The 24,318-nt window shown below is 54.0% G+C and carries 20 protein-coding genes; 12 read left to right on the forward strand and 8 right to left on the reverse strand.

Going from position 1 to position 24,318, the window contains the following annotated elements; translation table 11 throughout:
• The first annotated feature begins 324 nt into the window (after positions 1-324).
• Positions 325-1,206 carry an SDR family oxidoreductase gene (locus AC23NW_RS32395; RefSeq protein WP_487454776.1) on the forward strand — a complete coding sequence of 294 codons (882 nt, stop codon included), beginning with the start codon at positions 325-327 and terminating at the stop codon, positions 1,204-1,206.
• Positions 1,207-1,390: 184 nt separating this feature from the next.
• On the opposite strand, the gene AC23NW_RS32400 is transcribed toward AC23NW_RS32395, so the two are convergent.
• Positions 1,391-2,335 carry an AraC family transcriptional regulator gene (locus AC23NW_RS32400; RefSeq protein WP_487454778.1) on the reverse strand — a complete coding sequence of 315 codons (945 nt, stop codon included), beginning with the start codon at positions 2,333-2,335 and terminating at the stop codon, positions 1,391-1,393.
• 184 nt (positions 2,336-2,519) lie between these two features.
• Between AC23NW_RS32400 and AC23NW_RS32405 the strand changes: the two genes are divergently transcribed.
• Together AC23NW_RS32405 and AC23NW_RS32410 are read left to right on the forward strand one after the other, a co-directional pair.
• Positions 2,520-3,227 carry a (Fe-S)-binding protein gene (locus AC23NW_RS32405; RefSeq protein WP_487454779.1) on the forward strand — a complete coding sequence of 236 codons (708 nt, stop codon included), beginning with the start codon at positions 2,520-2,522 and terminating at the stop codon, positions 3,225-3,227.
• Positions 3,217-4,611, forward strand: a complete 1,395-nt coding sequence (locus tag AC23NW_RS32410) for a lactate utilization protein B (protein WP_487454781.1) — start codon at positions 3,217-3,219, stop codon at positions 4,609-4,611. Before AC23NW_RS32405 ends, AC23NW_RS32410 begins: the two co-directional genes overlap by 11 nt.
• A gap of 108 nt (positions 4,612-4,719) precedes the next feature.
• Here the strand turns inward: AC23NW_RS32410 and AC23NW_RS32415 are convergent, their stop codons facing one another.
• Together AC23NW_RS32415 and AC23NW_RS32420 are read right to left on the reverse strand one after the other, a co-directional pair.
• Positions 4,720-5,184 carry a hypothetical protein gene (locus AC23NW_RS32415; RefSeq protein WP_487454783.1) on the reverse strand — a complete coding sequence of 155 codons (465 nt, stop codon included), beginning with the start codon at positions 5,182-5,184 and terminating at the stop codon, positions 4,720-4,722.
• 72 nt (positions 5,185-5,256) lie between these two features.
• On the reverse strand, positions 5,257-6,171 hold the full coding sequence (locus AC23NW_RS32420) for a helix-turn-helix domain-containing protein (RefSeq protein ID WP_487454784.1): 915 nt from the start codon (positions 6,169-6,171) through the stop codon (positions 5,257-5,259).
• Between the two features lie 90 nt (positions 6,172-6,261).
• On the opposite strand from AC23NW_RS32420, the gene AC23NW_RS32425 reads away from it, so the two are divergent.
• The 4 genes from AC23NW_RS32425 (at position 6,262) to AC23NW_RS32440 (ending at position 10,466) form a co-directional block, all read left to right on the forward strand.
• Positions 6,262-8,136 (forward strand): glycoside hydrolase family 44 protein, encoded by a 1,875-nt coding sequence (locus tag AC23NW_RS32425; protein ID WP_487454786.1) that lies wholly within the window; start codon positions 6,262-6,264, stop codon positions 8,134-8,136.
• 57 nt (positions 8,137-8,193) lie between these two features.
• Positions 8,194-8,565, forward strand: coding sequence for a hypothetical protein (locus tag AC23NW_RS32430; protein ID WP_487454788.1), 372 nt, complete (start codon positions 8,194-8,196; stop codon positions 8,563-8,565).
• 375 nt (positions 8,566-8,940) lie between these two features.
• Positions 8,941-9,942 (forward strand): TSUP family transporter, encoded by a 1,002-nt coding sequence (locus AC23NW_RS32435; protein ID WP_487454789.1) that lies wholly within the window; start codon positions 8,941-8,943, stop codon positions 9,940-9,942.
• Positions 9,943-9,953: 11 nt separating this feature from the next.
• Positions 9,954-10,466, forward strand: a complete 513-nt coding sequence (locus AC23NW_RS32440; protein ID WP_487454790.1) for an HPP family protein — start codon at positions 9,954-9,956, stop codon at positions 10,464-10,466.
• A gap of 195 nt (positions 10,467-10,661) precedes the next feature.
• Here AC23NW_RS32440 and AC23NW_RS32445 read toward each other — a convergent pair whose 3' ends face one another.
• The 5 genes from AC23NW_RS32445 to AC23NW_RS32465 form a co-directional block, all read right to left on the reverse strand.
• A complete protein-coding gene (locus tag AC23NW_RS32445; RefSeq protein ID WP_487454792.1) occupies positions 10,662-11,216 on the reverse strand; it encodes a carboxymuconolactone decarboxylase family protein in 555 nt (184 codons plus the stop codon).
• An 88-nt stretch (positions 11,217-11,304) separates the two neighbouring features.
• Positions 11,305-12,519 (reverse strand): MFS transporter, encoded by a 1,215-nt coding sequence (locus tag AC23NW_RS32450; RefSeq protein ID WP_487454793.1) that lies wholly within the window; start codon positions 12,517-12,519, stop codon positions 11,305-11,307.
• A 62-nt stretch (positions 12,520-12,581) separates the two neighbouring features.
• Positions 12,582-15,374 carry a TonB-dependent receptor gene (locus tag AC23NW_RS32455; RefSeq protein WP_487454795.1) on the reverse strand — a complete coding sequence of 931 codons (2,793 nt, stop codon included), beginning with the start codon at positions 15,372-15,374 and terminating at the stop codon, positions 12,582-12,584.
• An 85-nt stretch (positions 15,375-15,459) separates the two neighbouring features.
• A complete protein-coding gene (locus AC23NW_RS32460) occupies positions 15,460-16,029 on the reverse strand; it encodes a carboxymuconolactone decarboxylase family protein (protein WP_487454797.1) in 570 nt (189 codons plus the stop codon).
• A gap of 189 nt (positions 16,030-16,218) precedes the next feature.
• Complete coding sequence (locus AC23NW_RS32465) at positions 16,219-16,782, reverse strand: hypothetical protein (protein WP_487454798.1); 564 nt, start codon at positions 16,780-16,782, stop codon at positions 16,219-16,221.
• A gap of 512 nt (positions 16,783-17,294) precedes the next feature.
• On the opposite strand from AC23NW_RS32465, the gene AC23NW_RS32470 reads away from it, so the two are divergent.
• The 5 genes from AC23NW_RS32470 to AC23NW_RS32490 all read left to right on the forward strand — a co-directional run bounded on the left by AC23NW_RS32470 (position 17,295) and on the right by AC23NW_RS32490 (position 24,234).
• Entirely contained in the window at positions 17,295-18,824 is a 1,530-nt protein-coding gene (locus tag AC23NW_RS32470) for a M81 family metallopeptidase (RefSeq protein ID WP_487454840.1), read from the forward strand.
• Between the two features lie 130 nt (positions 18,825-18,954).
• Positions 18,955-19,473 (forward strand): DUF2975 domain-containing protein, encoded by a 519-nt coding sequence (locus tag AC23NW_RS32475; protein WP_487454799.1) that lies wholly within the window; start codon positions 18,955-18,957, stop codon positions 19,471-19,473.
• Positions 19,474-19,475: 2 nt separating this feature from the next.
• Positions 19,476-19,685 (forward strand): helix-turn-helix domain-containing protein, encoded by a 210-nt coding sequence (locus AC23NW_RS32480; RefSeq protein ID WP_293843944.1) that lies wholly within the window; start codon positions 19,476-19,478, stop codon positions 19,683-19,685.
• A gap of 168 nt (positions 19,686-19,853) precedes the next feature.
• The gene (locus AC23NW_RS32485) at positions 19,854-20,741 is read left to right on the forward strand and encodes an ABC transporter ATP-binding protein (RefSeq protein WP_487454800.1); all 888 of its coding nucleotides are present in this window, start codon (positions 19,854-19,856) and stop codon (positions 20,739-20,741) included.
• Positions 20,695-24,234, forward strand: coding sequence for an ABC transporter permease/M1 family aminopeptidase (locus AC23NW_RS32490; protein WP_487454801.1), 3,540 nt, complete (start codon positions 20,695-20,697; stop codon positions 24,232-24,234). Before AC23NW_RS32485 ends, AC23NW_RS32490 begins: the two co-directional genes overlap by 47 nt.
• The last annotated feature ends 84 nt before the right edge of the window (positions 24,235-24,318 follow it).

Raw genomic sequence — 24,318 nt, forward strand, 5'->3', positions numbered from 1 at the left:
TCGTCATCGTTTTGTAGTTTCGTCACCACAAAAATAGGACATACTGGTTCTTGCCTTTTTTTATGAGAAAGCCCTGCTTTTTTATGTAGTTTAGTGGTATTTCTTGTGATCTTTGTCTATCTGGTAAGTTTGTTTTTCAGATTTACCTATTACATGCCATTTGTTAAAAGCTATTGAAAGGCCTTTTTTAACAGAAATTGTATCAGAGATGTTCACGAAAGCCAAAGATCCGATGCTATGTGTACGTTTCCGTTCCTTTTGCCCGCTTTGCCCCTTGAAAGTCTATAAATGGTCAAATAATTTAATCCTTTTCCCTGACTGATTATGACTCGTTCACGTCCACTTGTAGCCGTTATCGGTGCGACCGGTATGCTGGGCCGGCCGGTTACGGAGGGTCTACTCGCCGCCGGTTTTCCGGTCCGCATTGTGGCTCGTAATCCTGAGAATGCCAAACGGCTCTTCCAGAAAGCCGAAGTAGTAGCCGGTGATCTCCTGCAGCCGGACAGCCTTCTTGCAGCGTTACAGGGCGCCGACATCGTCTACCTGAACCTTTCGGTTAAGCAAACGGAAAAGCCAGGCAATTTTCATACGGAATCAGACGGCTTAACGCATGTGCTGGCGGCAGCGAAAGCCGCCGGTGTACAGCGGATTGCCTATCTATCATCGATCGTGATGCGGTATCAGGGCATGCACCATTTCGACTGGTGGGTTTTCCAGATCAAGCAGGAAGCTGTCCGGCGTATTAAAGCCTCAGGTCTGGCCTACAGCATTTTTTATCCCTCCTGTTTTATGGAAACGCTCCTGCACACCCAGCGTCTCGGGCCTTTTGTGCTGCTGATTGGCCGCTCGCCGGTTAAGCCCTATTACATTGCCGCACAGGACTATGCCCGGCAAGTCGCCGCCGCGCTGCTGTTAGCCGGTGATCAGCCACAGGAATATGTGATTCAGGGGCCAGAGGGTATTACCCAGCACGAAGCCGCCGAACGGTTTGTTTCCGCCTACCCAGCCTCACGGCTGATGACGCTGACCGTACCGCCGGTTCTTCTGAAAACAGGCAGTTTGTTTACGCAGCAAGCCGATTACGGCCGACACATCGGCGAGGCGCTGAATAGCTATCCTGAAGTGTTCGAAGCCGCCCAAACGTGGGCTGACCTGGGCGAACCACGAACTACCATTGAAGACTTTGCGAAGACGGTTAATGTGTAGAGCAAAGCAGATGATTACTGACTATTCTTAAGAATCTACCACATAGGCACATAGGGCACAGAAGAGATTAGACATCTTTGTTTTTCTATGTGGCTATGTGGTATTCTACCAAAACATAACCAGGTAAACCCCTACAGGATCAGCGTTTTACCTGTGGCCACTAATATTCCCATTACTTTCTGCTTTACCCTTGTTTAAACTCTTTCCGATACTGTCCCGGGCTTTTTCCGGTGATCTCCCGGAAGTATTTATTGAAGGTCGAAAACTGATTAAACCCGCTGTCGAAACACACCTGCGAAACCGGCAACTGCCCGTCGATGAGCATCTTACAGGCATGATGCACCCGCAGTTCCAGCACAAATTGTGAAAAGGATTTACGGCTTCTCGATTTAAAATAACGGCAAAACGAATTGGGGCTCATGTTGGCCACTGCGGCAATCTCTTCGAGCGATATTTTCCGCTGAAAGTTGGCGAGGGCGTAGGCATAAATCTGATTGATCCGGTCGGTGTCTGCCTCGTCATATTGGGCAGGATACTCCGTGGACGACAGCGTCTCCCACTCATCGGACTGCGCCATCAGCGCCAGTATCCGCATGAGTGTGATAACCTTGTTGGTCCTGGACTGGACGGTCCCAGACTGGATGGTCCCAGACTGGATGGTCCCCGACTGGACGGTTCCGGACTGGATGGTCCCGGACTGGTTCAGCATATCGTGCATCAGTGATTTCACCCCCTCCCGCAGTTCCCCGAAGAAACGGATTCCCTGCCGTGCCTTTTCCAGAAACCGGGCAATCGGCCGGTTTTCGGGCAATTGCAGAAATGAATCTCCCCAGAAATTTTCCAGAAAGTGTACCACCGTCGCCTGCGCCACCAGATCGTTCCGGTTTTCAAAATAGGCATTATCGCACCGCCAGTAATGCGGCAGGTTTGGCCCGATCAGAAACACATCGCCCGCCTGAAAATTCTGAATATTATCGCCCACAAACTGCGTCCCGCTCCCCTGCTCGATGTGCAGCAGTTCGATCTCGGGGTGGTAATGCCAGCGGTCATAAAAGTACAGGACCACATCCCGGCGGACACTGAATGAGTCTTCGGACGTAAGCGATACACGCAGCAATTGAGGCTTCATACCGATTAATTTACGAATTTCCGGCTAATATTCCCGATATTTTGCCAAAATAACGGTAATAATGGCTAATCTGACGAAACAAACCCGTCGGAAAAACTCCTTCTTTTGTCGTAATAAGTAAGCTACAACCCGGTCTTTGCTTTTAGGCTCAGAATCCGGCTAAACCCTTTACCAGTTGCATCCGATGCGTGTTGGATTATTTGTTCCCTGTTATATTGATCAGTTTTATCCGCAGGTGGCCATTGCGACACTTGAGCTGCTGGAAAAACTGGGGTGTGAGGTCGTTGTTCCGCGAAATCAGACATGTTGCGGCCAGCCGATGGCCAATTCCGGCTTTGCCAGTATGACGGGCGGCTGCGACCGGAACTTTGCGAAAAACTTTGCCGGTTTCGACTACATTGTCTCTCCGTCCGGCTCCTGCGTTCTGCACGTCAAAGAGCATAATCACCTGCTGAACGGGCAGATTTACGAGCTCTGCGAATTCCTGACCGATGTGCTGCATGTCAGCTCGCTCAATGCCCGTTTTCCGCACAAGGTCGGTCTGCACCAGAGCTGCCACGGCCACCGCGGGCTGCGGCTGGCGTCGATGTCGGAGCGCAATGAAAAGCCGTTCTCCAAGGTTGAGCAGCTGCTGAATATGGTGTCGGGTCTGGAAGTGGCTATTCCCAATCGCCCCGATGAATGCTGCGGTTTCGGCGGGACGTTCTGTGTCACCGAAGAAGCAGTGTCGGTAAAAATGGGCAAAGACCGGATCCGCGAACAGCTGGACAACAATGTGGAGTATATCATCGGCGGCGACGTTTCCTGCCTGATGCACCTGGAAGGTATTCTCCGGCGGCAGGCCTCGCCGGTTAAGGTCAAACATATAGCCGAAATCTTAAATGCAGACTGATCAACACGTTATCCCGCACGCCGAAGCGGCCAATCAGTTCATCAGGAACGAAGAACGCACCGACTGGCATGATCAGACCCTGTGGTTTGTCCGCCAGAAACGCGATAAAATCGCCCATACGATTCCGGAATGGGAAGACCTCCGTGAGCTGGGTTCGCAGATTAAAAACCACACGCTCTCACGGCTGGATCACTACCTGGCTCAGTTTGAAGCGAATGCCAAAGCCAACGGGGTGCAGGTGCACTGGGCCGCAAATGCGCAGGAACACAACGAAATTGTGCTGGGCATCATCCGGAAACACAGCCCGACGGGCATTGCGAAGATGGTGAAAAGCAAGTCGATGCTGACCGAGGAGTGCCACATGAACGAGTACCTGATCAGTCAGGGTGTCGACGTGGTGGACACTGATCTCGGCGAGCGCATTGTCCAGTTCCGGCAGGAGCCTCCGAGCCATATCGTGATGCCGGCGATTCACCTCAAGAAGGCCGATGTCAGCGATACCTTCCATGAGCATCTGGGCACCGAAAAAGGCAATAACGACCCGCAATACCTGACCGAGGCAGCCCGGCAACACCTGCGCGAGAAGTTTGTCGCGGCTTCGATTGCCATCACCGGTGTCAACTTTGCGGTGGCCGAAACCGGCGGTTTTGTGGTCTGTACCAACGAAGGGAATGCCGATCTTGGTGTGAACCTCGCCGATGTACATATCGCCTGCATGGGCATCGAAAAGATTATTCCGCAGCAGAAGCACCTCGGCGTCTTTCTGCGGCTGCTGGCCCGCAGCGCTACCGGTCAGCCGGTAACGACCTATTCGAGCCACTTCCGCAAACCGCGCCGCAAGGGTCAGGAAATGCACATTGTACTGGTTGATAACGGACGCAGCACACAGCTGGGCCGGCCCGATTTCCGGAACTCGCTGAAGTGTATCCGTTGTGCCGCCTGCTTCAACACCTGCCCGGTGTATCGCCGGAGCGGCGGGCACAGCTACCACAATGCGGTGGCCGGTCCGATCGGGTCGATTCTGGCGCCGAATCTGGACATGCGCAAAAACGCCGACCTGCCGTTTGCCTCGACCCTCTGCGGCAGCTGCTCAAATGTATGCCCGGTAAAAATTGACATTCACGACCAGCTCTGGAAATGGCGGCAGGTCCTCATGGCCGAAGGCCTGGCCCCGGCCTCGAAAAAGGTAAGCATGCAGGCCATGGCTACGGTGTTCAGCCATCCGGCGGTATATCGTCTTGGCGGCAAAGTCGGGCGATGGACGGTGAAGAATCTGCCCTTCCTTGTCAATAACAAGCTGAATCCGTGGTATACCCAGCGCGAAATGCCGGAAGCACCGCCCGAAAGCTTCCAGGAGTGGTACGCCAAAAACAGGAAGAAATAGTACTGGACAAGCACCGGGATGATGTAAAAAATTAAATACCACATAGACATATAGAACTCATAAGAATAAATCTATGTGCCTATGTGGTAAACTTATTGATGCAAATCCTCACCAGGTTCTCAGCAGCGGCCGGTTGGCGAGGGGAGAGAAAGGCCACGGGATGGCCAGAAAAATAATGACCAGGCCGATCGCAAACCACACCCCCATCGTCCGGAATTTTTCCCGGTCTGTTTCCGCCCGTTTCGCCTTCGCCGACCCGATGGTAATGACCATGATTGCCAGCAGCATGAGCGCAAAGTGAATCACACTGAAAAACAGGATGCCCATCTGCCCCGATGCCGCTTTCGGGTTATCCCAGAACGCATTGACAACCGGACTTTTCAGGTATACCGCAAAACCAAGCATCAACTGAATATGCGAGATCGTCGCTGTCCAGTGACGGGTTGAATCATCCGTTTTTGAAAAACCGCGTCCTGTCCGCATCCCCTGAAAGGCCCGGAAAACGGCATATACTAAGCTGACCAAGACCAGCCAGCGGAAATACGAATGAATAATTAAGGTAACCGGATACATATCGACGGAAGAATAGATTGCGGCAAAGTTCGCCAACCGGCGGGGGTACGGCAAGGACAGATCGCGGCTTTTTCAGGACTTTCCAATCCATTGCCGGTACTGAAGCGGGGTTGTCCCTTCATACTTCCGGAACATGCGGGTAAAGTATGATGCGTCGAACAACCCGACTTCGGCCGCCACCTGGCTGACGGTCAGCGGGCTGTTGGCCAGCAACACCTTTGCCTCCAATACAATGGCCTCATCAATCCAGCGCGTCGGTGATTTGCCGGTGATAGCCTTTACTGTTTTGTTCAGGTGATTGGGCGTAATGCTGAGCATCGACGCATAGTCTGACACCAGGTGCCGGGTCCGGAAGTGCGTCATCAGCAGGGCTTTGAAGCGGTTCGTAATCGTAACGGCACTCCCCTGGCGCGTGCCCGTCAGCGGTTTGTAAGCGCGGTTCAGCTCACAGAGCAGGGCAATAAAATACGGTTGAATGATGTCGGGGTTAGCCAGTCCGCTGGTCATGTACTCCGCCAGTAACCGCCTGAACAACTGTTCAACATAGCCCGAGACATCTGCTGGTAACTGAATACACCGGTTGCCCCAATGACTCAGAAATTCAAACTCCTGTATCAGCTCCCGGCCGGCAAACTTCCCGACCAGAAATTCGGACTGAAACGCGCACAGATAGCCGTGGTTCAGGTCAATGTTATCAAACGAAAAGACCTCGCCCGCCGGTACAATCAGGCACTCATGCGCCACAATGTGGTACCGCTCGCTGCCAATTTGCATGATCGCCTCCCCCTCAGTCAAGTAAATAATCGTGTTGCCGAGCGAGCGCGTGGGCGGAACCGGCAACCGCATCAGCCGGATCATGTCTTCGACCTTGACCACGAAAAAACGGGCGTAGTCCGGCCGCAGTATTTCATCCAGTTCCGGCTTTTTCCGGATAAATTTTTCGCGGAACGCTACGCCGTCGTAGGTCTTTATGGGATCATTCGTCATTGTTCTGGTACTATTCAGCGAAAGATTAGGGTTTACCCGACAACATTCTGCTCTGGTGCTGCTTATTTTTGGGCGATAAACCCGATTCGTATGCGTGCGCTGCTCTTTGCCCTTTCTTTTGCCGGACTCACTCAGGTAACACTGGCCCAATCTGTACAGATTCAGGTGGATGTGCTCGCTAACCGCAAGCCGGTATCCCCTTATCTCTACGGGCGCAACAACTCCCTGCCCCTTGATCCGCAAAAGCGCTTGACCAGGTCCGACATCACACGCTTACGGGATGCGGGCGTCCGGTTTTTCCGCGAATGTACGGGCAATAACGCCACTAAATACAACTGGCGCCGAAAACTGTCGAGCCACCCCGACTGGTATAACAACGTCTACCCCAACGACTGGGATTTTGCCGCCTCACAATTCACAACCTATTTTCCGCAGGCACAGGGCATGTGGGCCTTTCAGCTCATCGGTAAGGCGGCCAGCACGCAGACCGCCAATTTCAACGATTGGGCATATAACCAGTCGCAGTGGTGGCAGGGCGTTAACCAGAATCTGGCCGGCGGCGGTACGGTCAATCCGGCCAGCAACGCCAACAAAGCGCTCAGGGAGGGAAATCCGGATCTATACCTCGAAAACTGGCCCGCCGACTCTACCGTCGGGCTGCTGAATCACTGGTTCGGCGCAGGCGGTTCAGGCTTCAACAAGAACAGCTTCCGGTACTGGAATATGGATAACGAGCCCGAAATCTGGTCGGGTACGCACGATGATATTATGCCGGTGCAGCTCCCGGCCGAAGCGTTTATCCAGAAATACGTTGAAGTAGCCCTCAAGGCCCGCAGCCGGTTTCCGGACATTAAACTGGTTGGCCCCGTAACGGCGAATGAGTGGCAGTGGTACAACTACGATAATAAACCTGTCACCGATGCTACCGGACAAAAGTACCCGTGGCTGGAGTTTTTCATCAAACGCATGGCCGAGGAGCAGAAGCGTACGGGCGTGCGGCTGCTCGATGTGCTGGATGTGCATTTTTACCCGTCCGGCACCAAACCGGACGAGGTTGTGCAGTACCACCGCATTTTCTTCGACCGCACCTATGCCTTTCCCGAAGCCAACGGCCTCCGCACCATCACCGGCGGCTACGACACCAGCCTGAATAAGGAATACATCTTTGGCCGCTGCCGGGAATGGCTGGACAAATACATGGGCCCAAATCATGGTGTGGGCCTCGGCCTGACCGAAGCCGGCCTGAACAACGCTAATAACGCCAACACGCAGGCGATCTGGTACGCCTCTACCCTCGGCGAATTCATGAACAATGAGGTGGATATCTTCGCGCCGTGGTCATGGCAGCCGGGCATGTGGGAGGTACTCCACCTGTTCAGCCGGTACAACCAGTCGATCCATGTAGATGCACTATCGACGGCCGAAACCCAAGTATCGGCCTATGCTACGGTCAACCAAGCTAACGACTCGCTGACCATCGCTCTTGTTAACCGCTCGGCCGAAACCAAACCAATGCAGCTTACTCTCAAAAACTTTATTGCATCAGGTCAGTTTGCCCCGCTGCGGTTGCTGGCTAACCTTCCTGCTACGGAAACATTCCTCTCGCATAGCAACAATGCTCTGGAAACAAGCACAGTACATATCTTTAACAATGGCCTGTCACTGGATTTACCGGCTATGTCGGTCATATCCATACAGCTCACCGGCAGGCAGGGCAATGCCATCCTGGGCCTCGACCCGGCAGCTGACATTGTCGTCGCTCCGAATCCGGGTACAGTGGGCTTTCAGTTAACGCAGCCCTTTACGGGCCAATGTACGGTATTCAATACCGCCGGTCAGGAAGTAGCCTCGTTCGATACAAAAACGAATCCTGTGTTCGGGCAACAATGGCCGGCGGGGCCATATGTAGCCGTTTTCCGGCAGGGTGAGCGCGTTGTAAAAGTGCTTCGGCTAATAAAACAGTGACCGGTTCCAACCTGACCGGCTCTTTCTGTATCTTAGCGGATAAACACCTTTACCGCTATGCGTTATCGCCTTATTACCCCCGCCCTGCTGCTGCTTTTCGTTACAGGTAGCCCTGCGCTGTTTGCACAGACCAATCAGAAAACCTTTCCGGATTACGAAGACATCAAACCGAAGCATGGTGAACTAATTGACCACCCGGCAGGCCGGAAATCTGCCTATTCGATCCGGTTTAATCCATTCAGCTATCCGGCCGATTCGGTCATCTATTACCTCAATGGCAAGCGCTACCGGAACGTCCGGAAAGCAAAGCGGGAATTAGGACAAAAGGGAGTTGTTGTTGAAGGTTTCTCAAACAAAAAAGAGGCGGGTGCTGCCAAACGGGTAATTTCTATTCAGTATTCTGTTAAGCCCGGTCAGGCATCGATATAAATAGACAAAGCCCAACCAAGCTGGCTGGGCATGTTCCCTAATCACGCACATTTCTTTCAAAATGCCTTCAAATATAAACAAAAAGCTTGATAATTAACACATTAATATAGAATGTCTCCATCAGATGTAATGAAAATCAGTTCCCGGCGCCTGATCCGGTAACTTTCCTGCCGTTTAATAAAAAACCAGCATCAGTAACATCAGGTATATTAACTGTTTTGTGTCGCACAAAGCCGGATTTATTTTCTGATTTACGTATATAATTGTACTATAACATGAATAAATCTTTTTGTCAACATAATGGGCTAATCAGGCGATTCAGCAGCATTTCTGGCATGATTATGGCGTCATTTTTTCTGAATAAATGCTTCGTTTATGAAAAAATTACCCCTCGCCTATTTGCTCTTCTTTGCTATTGTGATGCCGTCATGGCTCATCTATATGAGTACCCAAAACGGCTTTTCATTTTATCAGGAACACTGGCCGGCAGCAGTCACGATGTTTTTCGGCTCGTTCGTCGCCGGGGCCACCTCTGAAGGGGGCGGTGCCGTAGCCTTTCCGGTGTTTACTCTGCTCCTGAAGCTCCCCCCGCCGGTAGCACGAAACTTTTCATTTGCCATTCAGAGTATTGGTATGACCTCCGCCAGTCTGCTTATTATCAGCCTGAAAATCAAAGTCGACTGGAAGGCTATCCGGCTTGTAACGGTTGGCGGCATTCCCGGTTTGCTGTTTGGGGCCTTTTTTATCGTCCCGCTCATCAGCGGCCCAATGACCAAAATCTTTTTTGTTTCGCTCTGGCTCAGTTTTGCGTTTGCGCTTTATCTGGCTAACCGGAAGACCGGCCGGCAGACCACCAATGGATTAGGGGTGCTCAGTAAAACCGATTACGCACGAATCCTCACATTTGCCTTTATCGGTGGTGTTATCACGGCCATTTTCGGCGACGGCATCAATATTTTCACGTTCTGCCTCTTCACGCTTTACTACGCAACCAGCGAGAAGATTGCGACTCCCACGTCGATCATCATCATGACGATTCATACCATCGTTGGTTTTCTGCTGCACGTTTTTGTGTTGCAGGACTTCCAGCCGATGACGTTTCAGTACTGGATGTGTGCGATTCCGGTGGCGATTCTGATGGCTCCGTTCGGGGCCTATATCATTAACTTCCTGACCCGCGAGGCTATCGCTAATTTCCTGTATATTACCACAGTAATCCAATACGTCGGGGCGTTGTTTGCCTTACGGCCACCGGTCCCGGTTATTCTGATCAGCTTTGGTACGGTGGTTGGTGGCTTCCTCTTTTTCTGGTGGCTGTCCACTGTCCGGGCCAGTCAGCCCACACGGACAGCCGGTTATGTAGCCTCAAATCAATAATCTGTTTTTCCATGCAAGCTGCTGTTCGCTGGGCGCTCTACATTCTGGGTATCGAAATTCTGTTTCTTGTCGCACTACAGACCAATCAGGTGGGGGTCGTACCTCCCCTGGCTGCTTCTTTTGTGCTGCTGGCCGCCAATCCGCAGGGCGTTTTTGCCCGGCCTAAAACCGTTCTGCTGGCCTATGTGCTGGTAGGGCACCTCGGGCTGCTGAACAGTGTATTCTGGGGGAACAATCTGTTTTGTTTATTCGTGATAACGTTGCTGGCAGTAGCCCTGCTGGCAACCGTGCCCTGCATTCATCCGCCGGCCATTGCCATTCTGTTTCAGTTATCCAAAGCACCCGCCCCCTTCCAGACATACCTGATCATGGTCGCGCTGGTGGGCGGTATGCTGGGGTTTCATTTTGCCGCACAGTGGTTTCACGCCCAGGTTTTTCCGGAATCACGGCCGAACCCCTTACCGCTGGCCGAGCCGAATCAGTCGGGCTTCTCGACTATCTTTTCGGCCATAAAAAACGGGTAGCCTCGCAAAAGGCTACCCGTTTTTGTTTTAGCTGACGGTTTGCTGCCAGCTATTTCGGATCATTGGCGGCATATCCGTTCGCCACCACACCAGCCGCACGCATTTTATAAAAATCCGGTGCATCGACCGGTGCCGTGGTAGCCAGTCCGTCGACATAACGGTTAAACATACAGAACGCGGCATACGTACGTTGTTTTACTGTGGTTTTGGTAATACATACCCGAGTGTTCCCATCCGCTCACCCATGGCTTCATAGGCGTCCGGCTCCGTCGGCGTCAGGGTTGCCAGACCATCTACATAGCGGTTGTACATGCAGAACGAAGCGGCAATCAGCACCGTATCGTGAATATCACCATCGGTAGCGCCCTCAGTCCTGGCCCGTCCGGTCTGGGCTTCCGATACGGCTCTGGCGTCGTCGGCTACCTGCCGGGCAATGGCCAGCAGCGTTCTGAGTTTATCAGAAATCTCCGCTGTCTCCGGGTCGGCCAGTACCTGATCCACGAGATCACGCTCCTGACCGTATAAGTACCGCGAGGCAGCGGCATGGCTGTTCCGGCAAAAGCTGGTGCAGTTCAGGCCCGAAACGTAGGCCGCCACTAATTCCCGTTCGGCATCGGTCAGTGTGCTGTCCGGCGAGCCCGCCCGTAGCAGGGCCTGCGCCAGTTCGTAAAGGGACTTGCCGGTATCGGGCCGGTAAAGGACCAGGCTCCGGATGCCCGGCGCGTCGTTATTTAGTTGAATGTGAGGCATGTTGGTATAGAGTGAAAGAGCGGAAGAGTGAAAGAGTGAAAGAGTGGGTTGAGGCGTACACGGCCCGCTCGTTCACGCTTCCGGTTGTTTATTTATCCCTGATTCTCAGATAGACCAGCAGGAAGGCGAGGAGAAATGCGGCGGAAAAGACCAGCAGCGCATTGCCCAGACCACCCAGTAACGCTACCAGGGTTCCGACAAAAAATACTGCCGTGGCGGTAAAGAACCGGCCTACATTAAAGCTGATGCCGGAAGCCGCCGCACGGATATGCACCGGAAATAAAGCCGGGATAATGCTCGACAACGCTCCCTGACTGATGCCGAAGAATAACGCCAGAAAAGCCGTTTCGGCGTAAATGACCGGCGAAAAGGTATGGTTCGTGAGAAACAGCAGGGCACAGCCACCGGTACAGCCGGCGAAAGTCAGCAGCAGGGTCCGCCGTGTGCCGAGTGTATTCAGCAAAACACCGGATAGCATGCCGCCGAGAATCCCGCCTGTGCCCAGGAGCATCATCGTGAACCCGCGCTCCTGGTTCCCCGAACTGCCATCGGTCAGCAGGGTCTGCACCCAACTCGGAATCCAGGAAAACGTCCCCCACAACCCGACCAGTACCGCGCCGAACACCAGTACGCCGGTCAGTAGATTAGCTTTGTCGCGGGCTGTCCAGGCAACCTGTGTTGTTGCCGACTGCCGGTGAGCAGACCAGTGCCCTGACTCCGGCAGCCCGGCGAGCATTGTCAGCGATACCAACACCGGAACTACACCGACCCAGAATGCCTCCCGCCAGTTCACCAGACCGGCATTCAGAATGCCGGTAGTGACGATACCGACCGGAAACATGACGGCCAACACGCCCAGGACCACCGCCCGCTGCTGCGCCGGCCATATTTCGGAAATGTACACCGTTGTCAGCAGCAGCACCCCGCCGACACCCGCTCCGGTCAGAAACCGCAGCACGAGGAGTACCGGCCAGTCGGTAACGAAAACAGTCATCAGCATACTCAGGCCATACAAACAGGTCACAAAGGCAACGGCTCTGGCGCGGCCCAGCCGGTCACTGACAAAACCAAATACCACGCCGCCGGTCATCCAGCCGTACAAAAAAGCCGCGCTGATCCAGGCACTCAGGTCTTCTGCGCTGACAGTTGTCGTGCTGCGGCCGAGCAGTTCCGGTACCGCAACCGGCAGAAAGGTGGCCATGAGTGTCGAGGCGGTGCCCCCCAGCAGGTAAGAAACCGCACACAGGCCGAAGGCTAACCATTTTTTTGTCTGCATGGCAGATGGTACAAACATTGCTTCCATGGTTCAGGAGGAAGCGGATAACAAGTACACGGTAATCGTTTTCCGCGTCCGGTTCAGGGTGATTATTTCGTTAAACCAGCATCAAAAACAAGCGACAGGTAGTATAAACCACCCACTGCCGGTGAACCATAAGCCTGCACCACGTAGCGGTTCGTCAGGTTCGACGCCCCCAGTTTCAGCATGGTTTTCGTAGCCGGCATCCGGTAGCTTACCTGCGCATCCAGCAGGTTGTAGGCCGGTACCTGGCCCGGAATCAGGGAGTTGAACGAGCCCACCCAGCTGAAGCTTTCCTGCCAGTGCCAGGCTACGTTGAAGCCGAGGTTCGGCAGCACATTCCGGTGCCCAATCGTTACGTTGCTTTTCAGGCGGGGCGTGTTGAAAGCCGCCACGTTGTTCGGATTAGCGTTGCGGATATCAAACGACGACCAGGTACCGTTTGCCCCGATCTGATAGCCGCTGTTGGTCCGGTAGGTCAGGCCAAGCGTAGCGCCCTGTGCCGATACGCGGTCGGGAGCATTGGTATACAGCTGGAAGGCTTGTACCCGCCCGCTCAGAATGTCCTGCGCTGCCGCCGGGTTCGGCTTGCCGTCAGACCCCAGTACCGGGCTGTTCGGCCGCAGCACCACCGTGTTGAGGATAAAGTTGTCGTAAACGCCATAGTAGTAGTTCGCATCAACCGACAGGTTGCCGGTCAGCAGGCCCCGATAGCCCACTTCCATGCTGTTTACCCGCTCCGGTGCGATGTAGGGCACGTTCGATTTCTGGAGTTTGTCCTTATTGTTCAGCAAGGCCTGCTGCGGTCCCACCTTGTTGACATCGGCTCCAAAACCGGCCCCGAACTGGTTCACACTGGCCGACGTATACGAGTTCTCATAGACGTTCATACCGGCACTATTGCCCGGCGCACCGCCAAGGATGGTAATCGGCCCCACGTTGAGTTTAATGAACTGGTCAGACGGTGTCGGGTTCCGGAAACCGGTCTGGTAGCTCGCCCGGAAGTGGTGGCGATCAGTTACCGAATACACGGCCGACGCACGGGGGGTAAAGTAGCCGGCAAAATTCCGGTTCTTATCAAACCGGCCGGAAACGGTCAGCTTCAGCCGGTCGGCCAGCAGGGACTTGCTCACCTGTAAAAAGCCCCCGAACTCATAATACTTAATTCGTCCGCCCTTATCGTCGAACAGGGTGCCGTTCGTAAACAGGCTGTATTGCCGGTAATTACCCCCAACCAGCACCTCTGCCTTGTTGTTCAGCAATGAGGTCAGGTTATACTGGCCGTCGGTGTGCCACATACTGGTCTGGCTCAGAATACCGGCGCCGTTTAACCCCTGAATGCCTTCCAGTCGCTGCTTTTGCGCGGCAAACTCTGCCGAGCCGGGCAGCAAACGTCCCTGATCCGCAAAGGCACGTGCAGCTGTGTGATCGTTGCCGGTCACGTTCGGGATGGTTCCGGTGAAGGCCGCCGAATAACGGGTAAACCACATATCATCGGCTTTGTCCGGCGTTACCACGTTGCCGCTCAGGTCCCGCACCCAGGTCCGGTTGACGTGCTGACCCAATGAACGGGTATTAAACGAGTCGTGTGAATCTTCGGCGTTGCTGTACCAGCGTACAAAAAAGTTGCTGCCTTTCAGCTCCACCCGATGCTGCATGAGCGAAAATCCGTTGACCGAAAACCGGTTTGAGCCGGTGTAATTCGCGGTTCCTTTGGCAAAGTTAGCCGCGTAGATAGCCTCCAGTTTCGGGGTAATCCGGTAATGCAGGGCGCCGTTCAGTTTCAGGCTGTATACATTGTAATCTGTCATATCCAGCTCCTTATACCCCGTCCGCGAAACCTGACCGATACCGGTAAGCGTTCTGACCACTTCGTCGCCGTAGATATTGACGGCATTACAGGCCGGATTTTTGGCCCCGCGCTGTTCGGCCGGTGTCGTCTGGTTAACGTCGGTATAATCCGTTGCGTACCAGTCGAGACCCCACATGTAGGCTGCGTTCAGCTTGATCGCAAATTTGTTGGAAAAGGCTTTGGCATACCGGATCGCATGGTCGTTATACATAGCCGCATTGGTATTCGGGTCGCCGAGGTGATTGACGCCCACTTTGGCCTGCACACTCAGTCCCTGGTATTTGAACGGGTCTTTGCTGGTCATCAGTAAGGCACCGTTGAACGCCGCGGGACCATACAGGGCCGAAGCCGCCCCCGGTACCAGTTCCACGCTTTCGGCGTCCAGGTCGCTGAGACCGAACATGTTGCCGACTGAAAACCCGAAGCCCGCCGGCTGGTTATCGACCCCGTCAATCAGTTGCAGAAACCGGCTGTTACCGGTGCTGGCAAACCCACGCGTATTTATCTGGCGGTACGTCAGGCCGCTGGTCACCATATCAACACCCTTCAGGTTATTGATGCCTTCGTAAAACGACGGCGAAGGGGTTTCCTTAATACTGCGGGCATCCATCTTTTCGATGGTAACCGGCGCACGGACGAGCTTTTCTTCGACCCGCGATGCCCCGACAACCACCTCCTGTAAGGTGCTGGTTGCCTGTTTCAGCCGGATAAGCACCGGCTCCCCGGCAGCTTTTACCTGTCGGGTCTGCGTTTCGTAGCCGATCATGGAGATCAGCAGCGTATGCGGCCCTTTGCCTTCGGCCGACAGTTTAAAGGCTCCGGCGCCATCCGTGGTGGTTCCGGTCCGGGTGCCCTTTACGGTAACAGTTACGCCGGTCAGCGGCTGGTTGTCTGCCGGATCAGTCACTTTGCCGGTCAGTTGAATCGTTTGTGCCATGGTTACCGTTCCAAAAAGGCAAAGCAGCAGCACGAGCCACGCCATACGCGCAGCAGAAATATAGAAAGTCATTATAATGTCAGTTTTTTTGGTTAATACACCCCCGTCCGGCCCGTATTCGGGTCAGCAGGAAGGCCTGTCAGTTTTTTGCGGAAGACTATCCGTTTGTTACAGCCGGTGCCGGATACCCGCCCGGTGGCCGCACATACCCGCGATGCACGATCCGGTCGCCGAGTATGTCGTAATACGCGGGGTCGGCCGGTGCTACGGTGGCCAGCCCGTCAACATACTTGTTATACAGGCAGAATAAGGCCGCAATCAGCACCGTATCATGGATTTCGCGGTCGGTAGCGCCGGCGTTTCGGGCGCGGGCTACGGCCTCTTCCGTGACCGCGCTGCCGAGGGTCTGGGTCTGTGCCGCAATCTGTAGCAGCGCCTTCATTTTGTCGCTGACGGGCGCAGTTTCAGGATCGTCAATTACAGCCTTTGCGGTCTGATCGTCACCCAGCAGGATGTCGGCGGCTTTCGTGTGTGCGGCTGTACAGAAGCGGGTGCAGTTACGGGATGAAACGAGTGACGCAATAAGTTCGCGTTCGCCCTGCGTCAGGGTTGACTCACCACGCAGCAGAATCTGTGTCAGCTCGCGGATAGGCATAGCGGTATCGAGCCGGTACTCAAGCAGTCCGGTGATACCCGGTAAATGATCGGGTAATGGTATATGAGGCATATGAAGAATCCGGTTTGTAAGGGGATAACCGGGCTGTTCAGGCGCCATCCGGGCGCACGAAACAACCAACCATCTGTTGGTCATACAGCCATTCCGGCGTGTGGTATGTTTCGGGCAAACCGGTTTAACCGGCAGCCACAGCCATACCATACGGGCAGAATACGCCGTATGAAAACCAATACGATAAGGTTATACAAACCGTGGCGGGGGCGAATGAACCGGCATTGAGCGGGTAGAAAACAGACTGTCTCCTGCCGGGATACGCGCATGGTCGCGCCAGTCATACAAAAAGAAACAGAGTACGTTTCTGGTATTGGGAGAGTATTCTTTGAGGAGTAATTTCAGCCAGTTGTTTGCCTTCCGTTCCGATTTTGATTCTGCATGAATCGTTTCCTTCATGAACGATAGCAGATCACGCTGCCAGAAGGAAGCCTGCTTGTTTTCAAGCCCCGCAACGTACAGGACATTATTTTTTATCTCGATACTGACCACATCAAAGTAATGGCCGCGATAGGTAAATCCTTCTTCCGTCGCTTTCAGCACCCCCTCGCCCGTATCATGATCAGTCAGGGCAATCTGAAATTCGACGAGACTATCGACCGAGCGGTAAACTGTCAGCCGCTGCGACAGATCGTGCTCTTCCTGCCACCAGACACCCAGCGAAACCAGCACCGTACCCAGGGCATGGTACAGCAGCAGGGTCAGTAACCCTAAGCTGATGATCCGCCGTATCCAGGTGTTTTGCAGTTTCACGGTGATTGTACAGAAAAGAAACGTTGATTTTTCAGAAACGTGTTCTTACAACAAAGGCAAGTTTACACAAAAAAATTTAGCAATAAATATGCCATAAACACAATTCCGCTGTCTCATCTTTCAATATTTTCCGCATCCATCCATACATCAGCCGTCATTTTGTAGCTGCTTACCAATTTCTAAACCAAAGACAGCCTATATTGCAAAATACCTCACATGAAACCCGGATTTACACTATGAAACTACCGCTATGGTTTACCTTCAGACGTACCCTGAAATTACTCTTCGGCTTTGAACGATGCTTGTGGTTCGGCGCTGAGACGCAATATGTTGCGTCTCTACCGGGACGTAACTCTAAACGACCTTGGAGCTTTGGACAACGCTTATTATTCGGTGCTGAGACGCAAGATGTTGCGTCTCTACCGGGACGTAGCCCTAAACGACCTTGGGGCTTAGGACAACGCTTATTGTTCGGTGCTGAGACGCAAGATGTTGCGTCTCTACTGGGGTGTATTGCTTTGACGCAAGCCGTGTATGCCCAATCGACAACAAACCGCCTGCCGCGCATTGCCATCGCCGGTCTGGGTATTGAATCCAGTACGTTTTCACCGGCGGTTACGCTGGAACCGGCCTTTCATGCGCGTTACAGCGGCGAGGTCTTCAACGCCTATCCGTTTATGATGCCGATGTCGCCCATGCGCAAAAAAGCGGTCTGGGTACCGACCATTGTCGGAAAATCGCTGCCGGGCGGGATCGTTTCGCGCGAAGCTTACGAATCGCTGGTGCATAAAATGCTGGATTCACTCAAAAAATATGCGCCTTACGACGGGCTGTATTTCGACATTCACGGGGCCATGAGCGTGCAGGGCCTCGACGATCCCGAGGGCGATCTGATTACCCGCATCCGGCAGGTTATCGGGTATACTACCATGGTCTCGACCTCTATGGACCTTCACGGCAACGTCTCACGGCGGCTGGCCCAAAACACCGACCTGATGACTACCTACCGCATGGCGCCGCACGAGGATGCCATGCAGACCAAGGAGCGCGCGGTTACCAACCTCCTCAACCGCCTGAACAGCGGCAAGGGCAAACCAGCCTACAAGGCCCTGATCAACGTACCGATTCTGCTGCCCGGCGAAAAAACCAGTACCCGCATTGAACCCGGCAAAAGCCTGTATCAGCAGGTCGCTCCGGCCGTTGACGGGCAGGACGGCATTGTTGACGGTGGCATCTGGATCGGTTATGCCTGGGCCGACGAACCCCGTAACCATGCGGCGGTCATGGTCGTCGGCGACGATAAAACCAAAGTCACCCAAACGGCCGAAAAACTGGCGGCGGCCATGTGGGCCGTCCGCGATCAATTCGATTTTGTAGCCCCCGTCGGTAAGCTGGAAGATGTGTTGGCCAAGGCCATTGTCAGCCAGAAAAAGCCGTTTTTTATCAGCGACACCGGCGATAACCCGACGGCCGGCGGTGCCGGTGACGTGACCTGGACGCTGACGCAGATTCTGGCACGTCCCGAATTTCAGAAGCCCGACGGACCTGCGCTGATTTACGCCTCCATTCCCGGACCGGAGTTTATTCAGAAAGCGAAAGCGGCCGGTGTCGGCGGACAGGTAGATGGTACAGCCGGAGCTAGTGTCGATGCCCGCTATGCCAAACCGGTCCGCCTGAAAGGTACGGTTGAGTCCATTGTCGAAGGCGACCGCGATGCGGAGGTTGAAGTCGTGGTGAAGGTCGGCAGCGTGCGGGTGATTGTTACCCGGAAACGCAAACCATACCACAAAGAGAACGATTTTACACGACTGGGACTGGCACCGCGCAAGGCCGATATTGTGGTGGTCAAAATCGGCTACCTCGAACCGGAGCTGTATGCCATGCAGAAAGACTGGATCATGGCCCTGACACCCGGCGGTGTTGATCAGGATTTATTCCGGCTCCCCTACAAACGCATCGAACGTCCGATGTTTCCGTTCGACAAAGACATGAAAACACCCGATCTGAACGCGAAGCTGGTGCCGTTGGCTGGCAGCAACTAAATCTCCCTAACTGATTACCGGCCCGCCGTAGTTGATACGGCGGGCTTTTTCATAATTACCACTCATCACATTACAGTAATTAATTATTGTTTTACAATAACTAATTACTATGTTTGCATAAACAACGAACATGATGCAACAAGTACGAACACTGGCTTCGGCCTTACTTTTCTTGTCGAGAGCGGCTGCCATCCCCTATCTGGCAACGGCTGCCTACTGCCTGATCTGCTTTATGTTTCCGGATACGCTGGTGCATCCGATTGATAAAGGCCGGTTTGTGATCAACTTCCCGTTTACGGACCAGCGCTTTCTGATCGGCGACGATTCAGGGTTTATGTATGTCTTCGAGCTGATTGCCTTTATCGCGCTCTACGGGCTTTTTTTCTGGCTGCTGGGCAATATTTTCCAGATTTTCCGGGAGCAGAAACTGTTCACAGAGCGGGGTGTGCGCCGGCTGAGAATCTTTTATCTGCTGAATTTCCTCTTGCCGCTGCCGTTTCTGATTTATCACGTGGCAAGTCAGTATGAAGTAGAAATTGTCGTTATTCTGACGGTTTTACACGCTGTTTTGGGGATATTTGCCTACTTCATGGCCGTAATTTTTAGCAGAGGCCTTCACTTGCAGGAAGAACAGGACTTAATTTTTTAACTATGCCGATTGTTGTAAATCTGGATGTCATGCTGGCCAAACGCAAAATGCAGTCAAAGGAACTGGCTGATATTCTGGACGTAACGCCGGCTAACCTCTCTATCCTGAAAACCGGAAAAGCCAAAGGTATCCGCTTCGACTCCCTCGCCGCTATCTGCAAAGCCCTGAACTGCCAGCCCGGCGACATTCTGGAGTTTGTGGATGAAGAGTAATGAGTGATTGAGCGACACGTTGACCTAATCATCTACACACCACTCAATGCCCTTAAAACTCTTTGTTTCTCTATGTGACTATGTGGTGAAAAAATAAATCGGTTTTGTAAAAAAATTGACAGCTGAACGGCTGCGGGGAATGCTATTGCCAACAATTACTGAACAACGATGAACACGTTACTTCTGCAGAACGTCTCGAAGACGTATGCTAACGGCACGAAAGCGCTGAATAACATCACATTAACCCTTACCAACGGTATGTTTGGCCTGCTGGGGCCGAACGGTGCCGGGAAGTCAACCCTAATGCGTACGCTGGCCGGCCTGCAACCACCGGACGCGGGACGTATATCCCTCAACGGTGTCGATCTGGTCGCTGATCCGTCATTTATTAAGCAGCAGCTTGGCTATCTGCCGCAGGATTTCGGTGTCTATCCCGGCTTGTCGGCCTACACCCTGCTCGATCACCTGGCCGTTCTGAAAGGCATCCGCGACCGCCGCCGCCGGAACGAACAGATTATGGCCTTGCTCGACAAAACGAACCTGTATGCACACCGCCACAAAGCTGTCAGCGCGTTTTCGGGCGGGATGCGGCAACGGTTCGGCATTGCCCAGGCCCTGCTCGGCGATCCGCAGGTGATCATTGTCGACGAACCAACCGCTGGTCTGGACCCCGAAGAGCGTAACCGTTTCAATAACCTGCTCTGCGAAATCGGGCAGCAGATTATCGTTATCCTGTCGACCCATCTGGTTGAGGACGTGCGTAACCTCTGCACCCACATGGCCATCATGCTGCATGGTTCGGTGATTGCGGCCGGTAATCCCGATGCGTTTGTGAGCGCTATTACCGGTAAAGTGTGGACAAAACCTGTTCAGACCAGCGAACTAGCTGTTTATCAGCAGACAGCCCGCGTTATTTCTACCCAGCTCCACGGCGGTAAGCCACACATCAGCGTCTATGCCGACCAGCAACCCGATGCCGGATTCGCGCCGAAAAATCCTGATTTAGAAGATGTTTACTTTATTCAGCTACACCAACCCAACCAGCATGTTTACTGATTTCCTCCGTTTCGAATGGCAATTTTTTGCCCGTAAAAAGAGTTTTCTGCTGTTGTTGGCTGCCTATCTCCTGCTTGGGGTTTTCATGGGTACCGGCGCCCGTTTTCCGTTTCCCGATACCTACGTCAACGGCACGTATGTGCTGACGTATAGCATCGGCCTGACCTCACTGCTGGCCATTTTCTCTACCACCTTACTGGGTGCCCAATCACTTTTCCGTGAACAGGATGCCCGTTTCGACGCCATTCTGTTTGCCACCCCGGTCCGCAAAATGCCGTACGTACTAAGCCGTTTCTCGGTAATTTGCGGCCTGACATTGGCAAGCTATGGTGTACTGCTGGCCGGGCTGTGGGCAGGGCATGCCCTGAACGCAGGCAGTACGGACAACATCGGCCCGTTCAGGAGCCTCAATTACCTGACACCCTTCGGGCTGCTCCTGCTGCCAAACATTGTTCTGTGCACGGCCCTTGCCTGCTGCATCGGGTTACTGACGCAGCAAAAGCTGCTGGTGTATGTTGCCGGCATTTTTCTGTATTTTCTGTACTGGGGCATTTCGTTTTACACCAACTCCCCGCTGATTGCCAACAGCGCGCCCGTCCCGCAGGCTACCCTGCACCGCGCAGCCCTGCTTGATCCGTTCGGGATTGCCGGTTTTCTGGCCCAGACGCAGCACTGGACGGCTTGGCAGCGAAACAATCAGCTGGTCAGCCTGACGGGAAACCTGCTGCTCAACCGGTTGGCAGTGCTGGGTCTTTCCGGGTTGTTGCTCATCATTGCCTACCATCGGTTCCGGTTTACGACCGATAACCAGCCCCGCTCCCGTCGCCGGGCGGCTGATGAACAACTACCGGTAACAACGAACTACCGGCCTGTATTACCCCGGCCGCATGGAATGAACTATAACCTGCATTGCCTCTGGCAGCTGTGGGTTACGGATACACGCGCCGTTGTGCGGAGCATTCCGTTCCTGCTGCTCACACCAGGATGGGTCGGTTTTCTGCTGATCGAAACCCTCAGCGATGTAGACGGCAGCAGCCGGTTACCCGAAAAAATTACCACTACCGGCCTCATGGTCAACAACATACTATCAGCATTTCCGATGATGGGACTGTTTGCCCTCCTGATCTTCGGCAGTGAGGTTTACTGGCGCAGCCACACTACCCGCTTTGATGCGCTTGAAAACAGCACACCGCTTTCCGGCAGTGTCCGACTGGCCGCCAGCTGGCTATCAACCAGCACGATTATCAGCATAGTACTGCTAATCAGTATCGGCACCGGCGTTAGCATCCAGCTGCTAAAAGGCAACGCCCCCATCTGCCACGGGCTTTATGCGTCGCTGTTCTATCTCATTGGTATGCCGCTGATGCTGAACGCCGGACTCGTTATCTGTTTGCAGGCGCTAATCAACCAACGGTATGCGGCGATGGCCGTTTCGGGTGTTCTATTGCTGATCTCGCATACAACCCTCGGAGCTGTTCTCGGCCTGCGGCATCCGTTGCTCCGGTTCGCAAACACGTTTCGGGGCCAGTACAGCGACATGGCGGGGTTTGGTCCGAACCTGACCGGTTTTGGCTATCATCTGGTGTTCTGGGCATTTATCACCCTCCTGCTGTTTACGCTTACACGGCTTTTTCGCGGCAGTTCACCCCGGACAATCACGTTTCGGGGCATGCTCCTGCCGGTTTGTCTGACAATGGCGTCACTCAGCATTGGCGTGTTTATTTTCCTGAATACCGACCACAAAAGCCGTAGCGAGCGGCTCGACTGGCAGCAGGCGTATGAACAAACGTATGGCTTTCTGAAAACCTACCCGCAGCCAACCCCTGTATCGGTTCAGACCACCATTGATCTGTATCCGGGTGAAGGCCGGTATACGGTCAGGGGCGCGTACCAGCTACAGAATAAAACCGGAAAACCAATTGATACCCTGTACCTGAATAGTAGTCAGGATATACATCTGGCGGGGATTCGCGTCACCGGCGGGCAGCAGATCCGGCAGGAAAATGCCTTTGGCTACACCATTTTCGGGCTGCGTAAATCCCTGATGCCCAATGATTCCGTACAGGTTACCTTCCGGTTTTCCTACAGCGATTCCGGCTTTAATGCACCGGCGGCATTCAACGCTATTGTCGCTAACGGGTCATTTATCCGGATCAGCCGGTATTTCCCGCAGCCAGGGTATCAATCCGGGAATGAGATTACCGACCCGGCCGAACGGAAGTCACGGCACTTGCCCCCTGTTACCCTGAAGCCACTCGACGCCCCGCCTGCAACCGACCATTCATTTATCCGCTACGATGCCCTGATTTCGACGGAGGCGCCGCAGACGGTCATCAGTCCGGGCGAGCTGCTCTCCCGCCGCACAACCGGCAACCGCACCTATTTCCATTACCGCAGTACCACCCCGATTCCGTTCCGGTTTGCCGTGGCCTCAGCGCGGTATGCCATCCGCAATATAAACGTTGGCAGCACAACCATTGAAGCCTGTTTTCATCCGGAACACAGCCGTAATATTGACCACCTGCTGCGGGTTGCCGCCACGAGTCTGGCCTATAATGTGAGTGCGTTCGGGCCGTCGCCGCATAAAACGGTCCGGTTTGCCGAAATTTCGGATGCAGCGCAGGGCTTTGCAGGTACTGCCTACCCCGGCAGTCTGTTTTGCCGCGAACATTATGGCTACCAGAATCTGCTGACCGGAGCGCCCGAACGCGACATCCTGACAGAGCTGGTAACCCATGAGCTTTCGCACCTGTGGTGGGGCAATGAACGGATCAGTCCCGATGAACGGGCGGGCAGCCCCCTCCTGACCGAAACGCTGGCCATGTATACCGAACTGATGCTGTATAAGCGCCTCTACGGCGAAGCCATTTTGCCGGCGCGGGTCGCTGTCCACAAGGACCTGTACCTGCAAAATCGCCATGCCATGCCGGAAGACCCGCTGGTCAGTCTGCACCCCGATAAGACCTATCTGTCGTACGACAAAGGGGCGGTAGTCATGTACCAGTTGTATAAACAGATGGGGGAAGTACGTCTGAATAAGGCGCTACGGCAATTTTATGCGGCCAATGCCTGGCCACACCGCCCGCCGACAGCCCGTGACTTGCTGGCTGCTTTTTATGCACAGGCTACTCCGGCTGACCGGGCTAAAATCCGCGAGCTGTTCACTGACATCGTCACCTATGACCTCCTGCTGACAAAGGCCACTGCCCGTCGCCGGCCCGACGGAACCTATGCGGTGGCACTTAGCGGGCAGGTAAACAAATACCGTGAAGACGGGTATGGACGAAGTAAACTGATTGCCTTTCGGGAACCGGTTGATGTCCTGCTTACCGGTACCGGCGGACAACAGCAGCGGTTTGTCCTCAGGCCTGCCGCCGGTAAGCTCCGCGCCGTTTTCCCCGTCCGCTTTGCCCCGAAAACGGCTGTTCTTGATCCCGACGGAAAACTGCTGAACCGACGTGAGGAAGATAAACGGATCGATCTAAGGCCGTAACAACTGAAAACCGCATCACCTCAACGACGCTAAAGACCGGTCTTTGGTCTGAAAATTAGTCAACTAATAACCTGTTTACGGTAC

It is taken from the genome of Arsenicibacter sp. R0_47 (assembly GCF_057652235.1).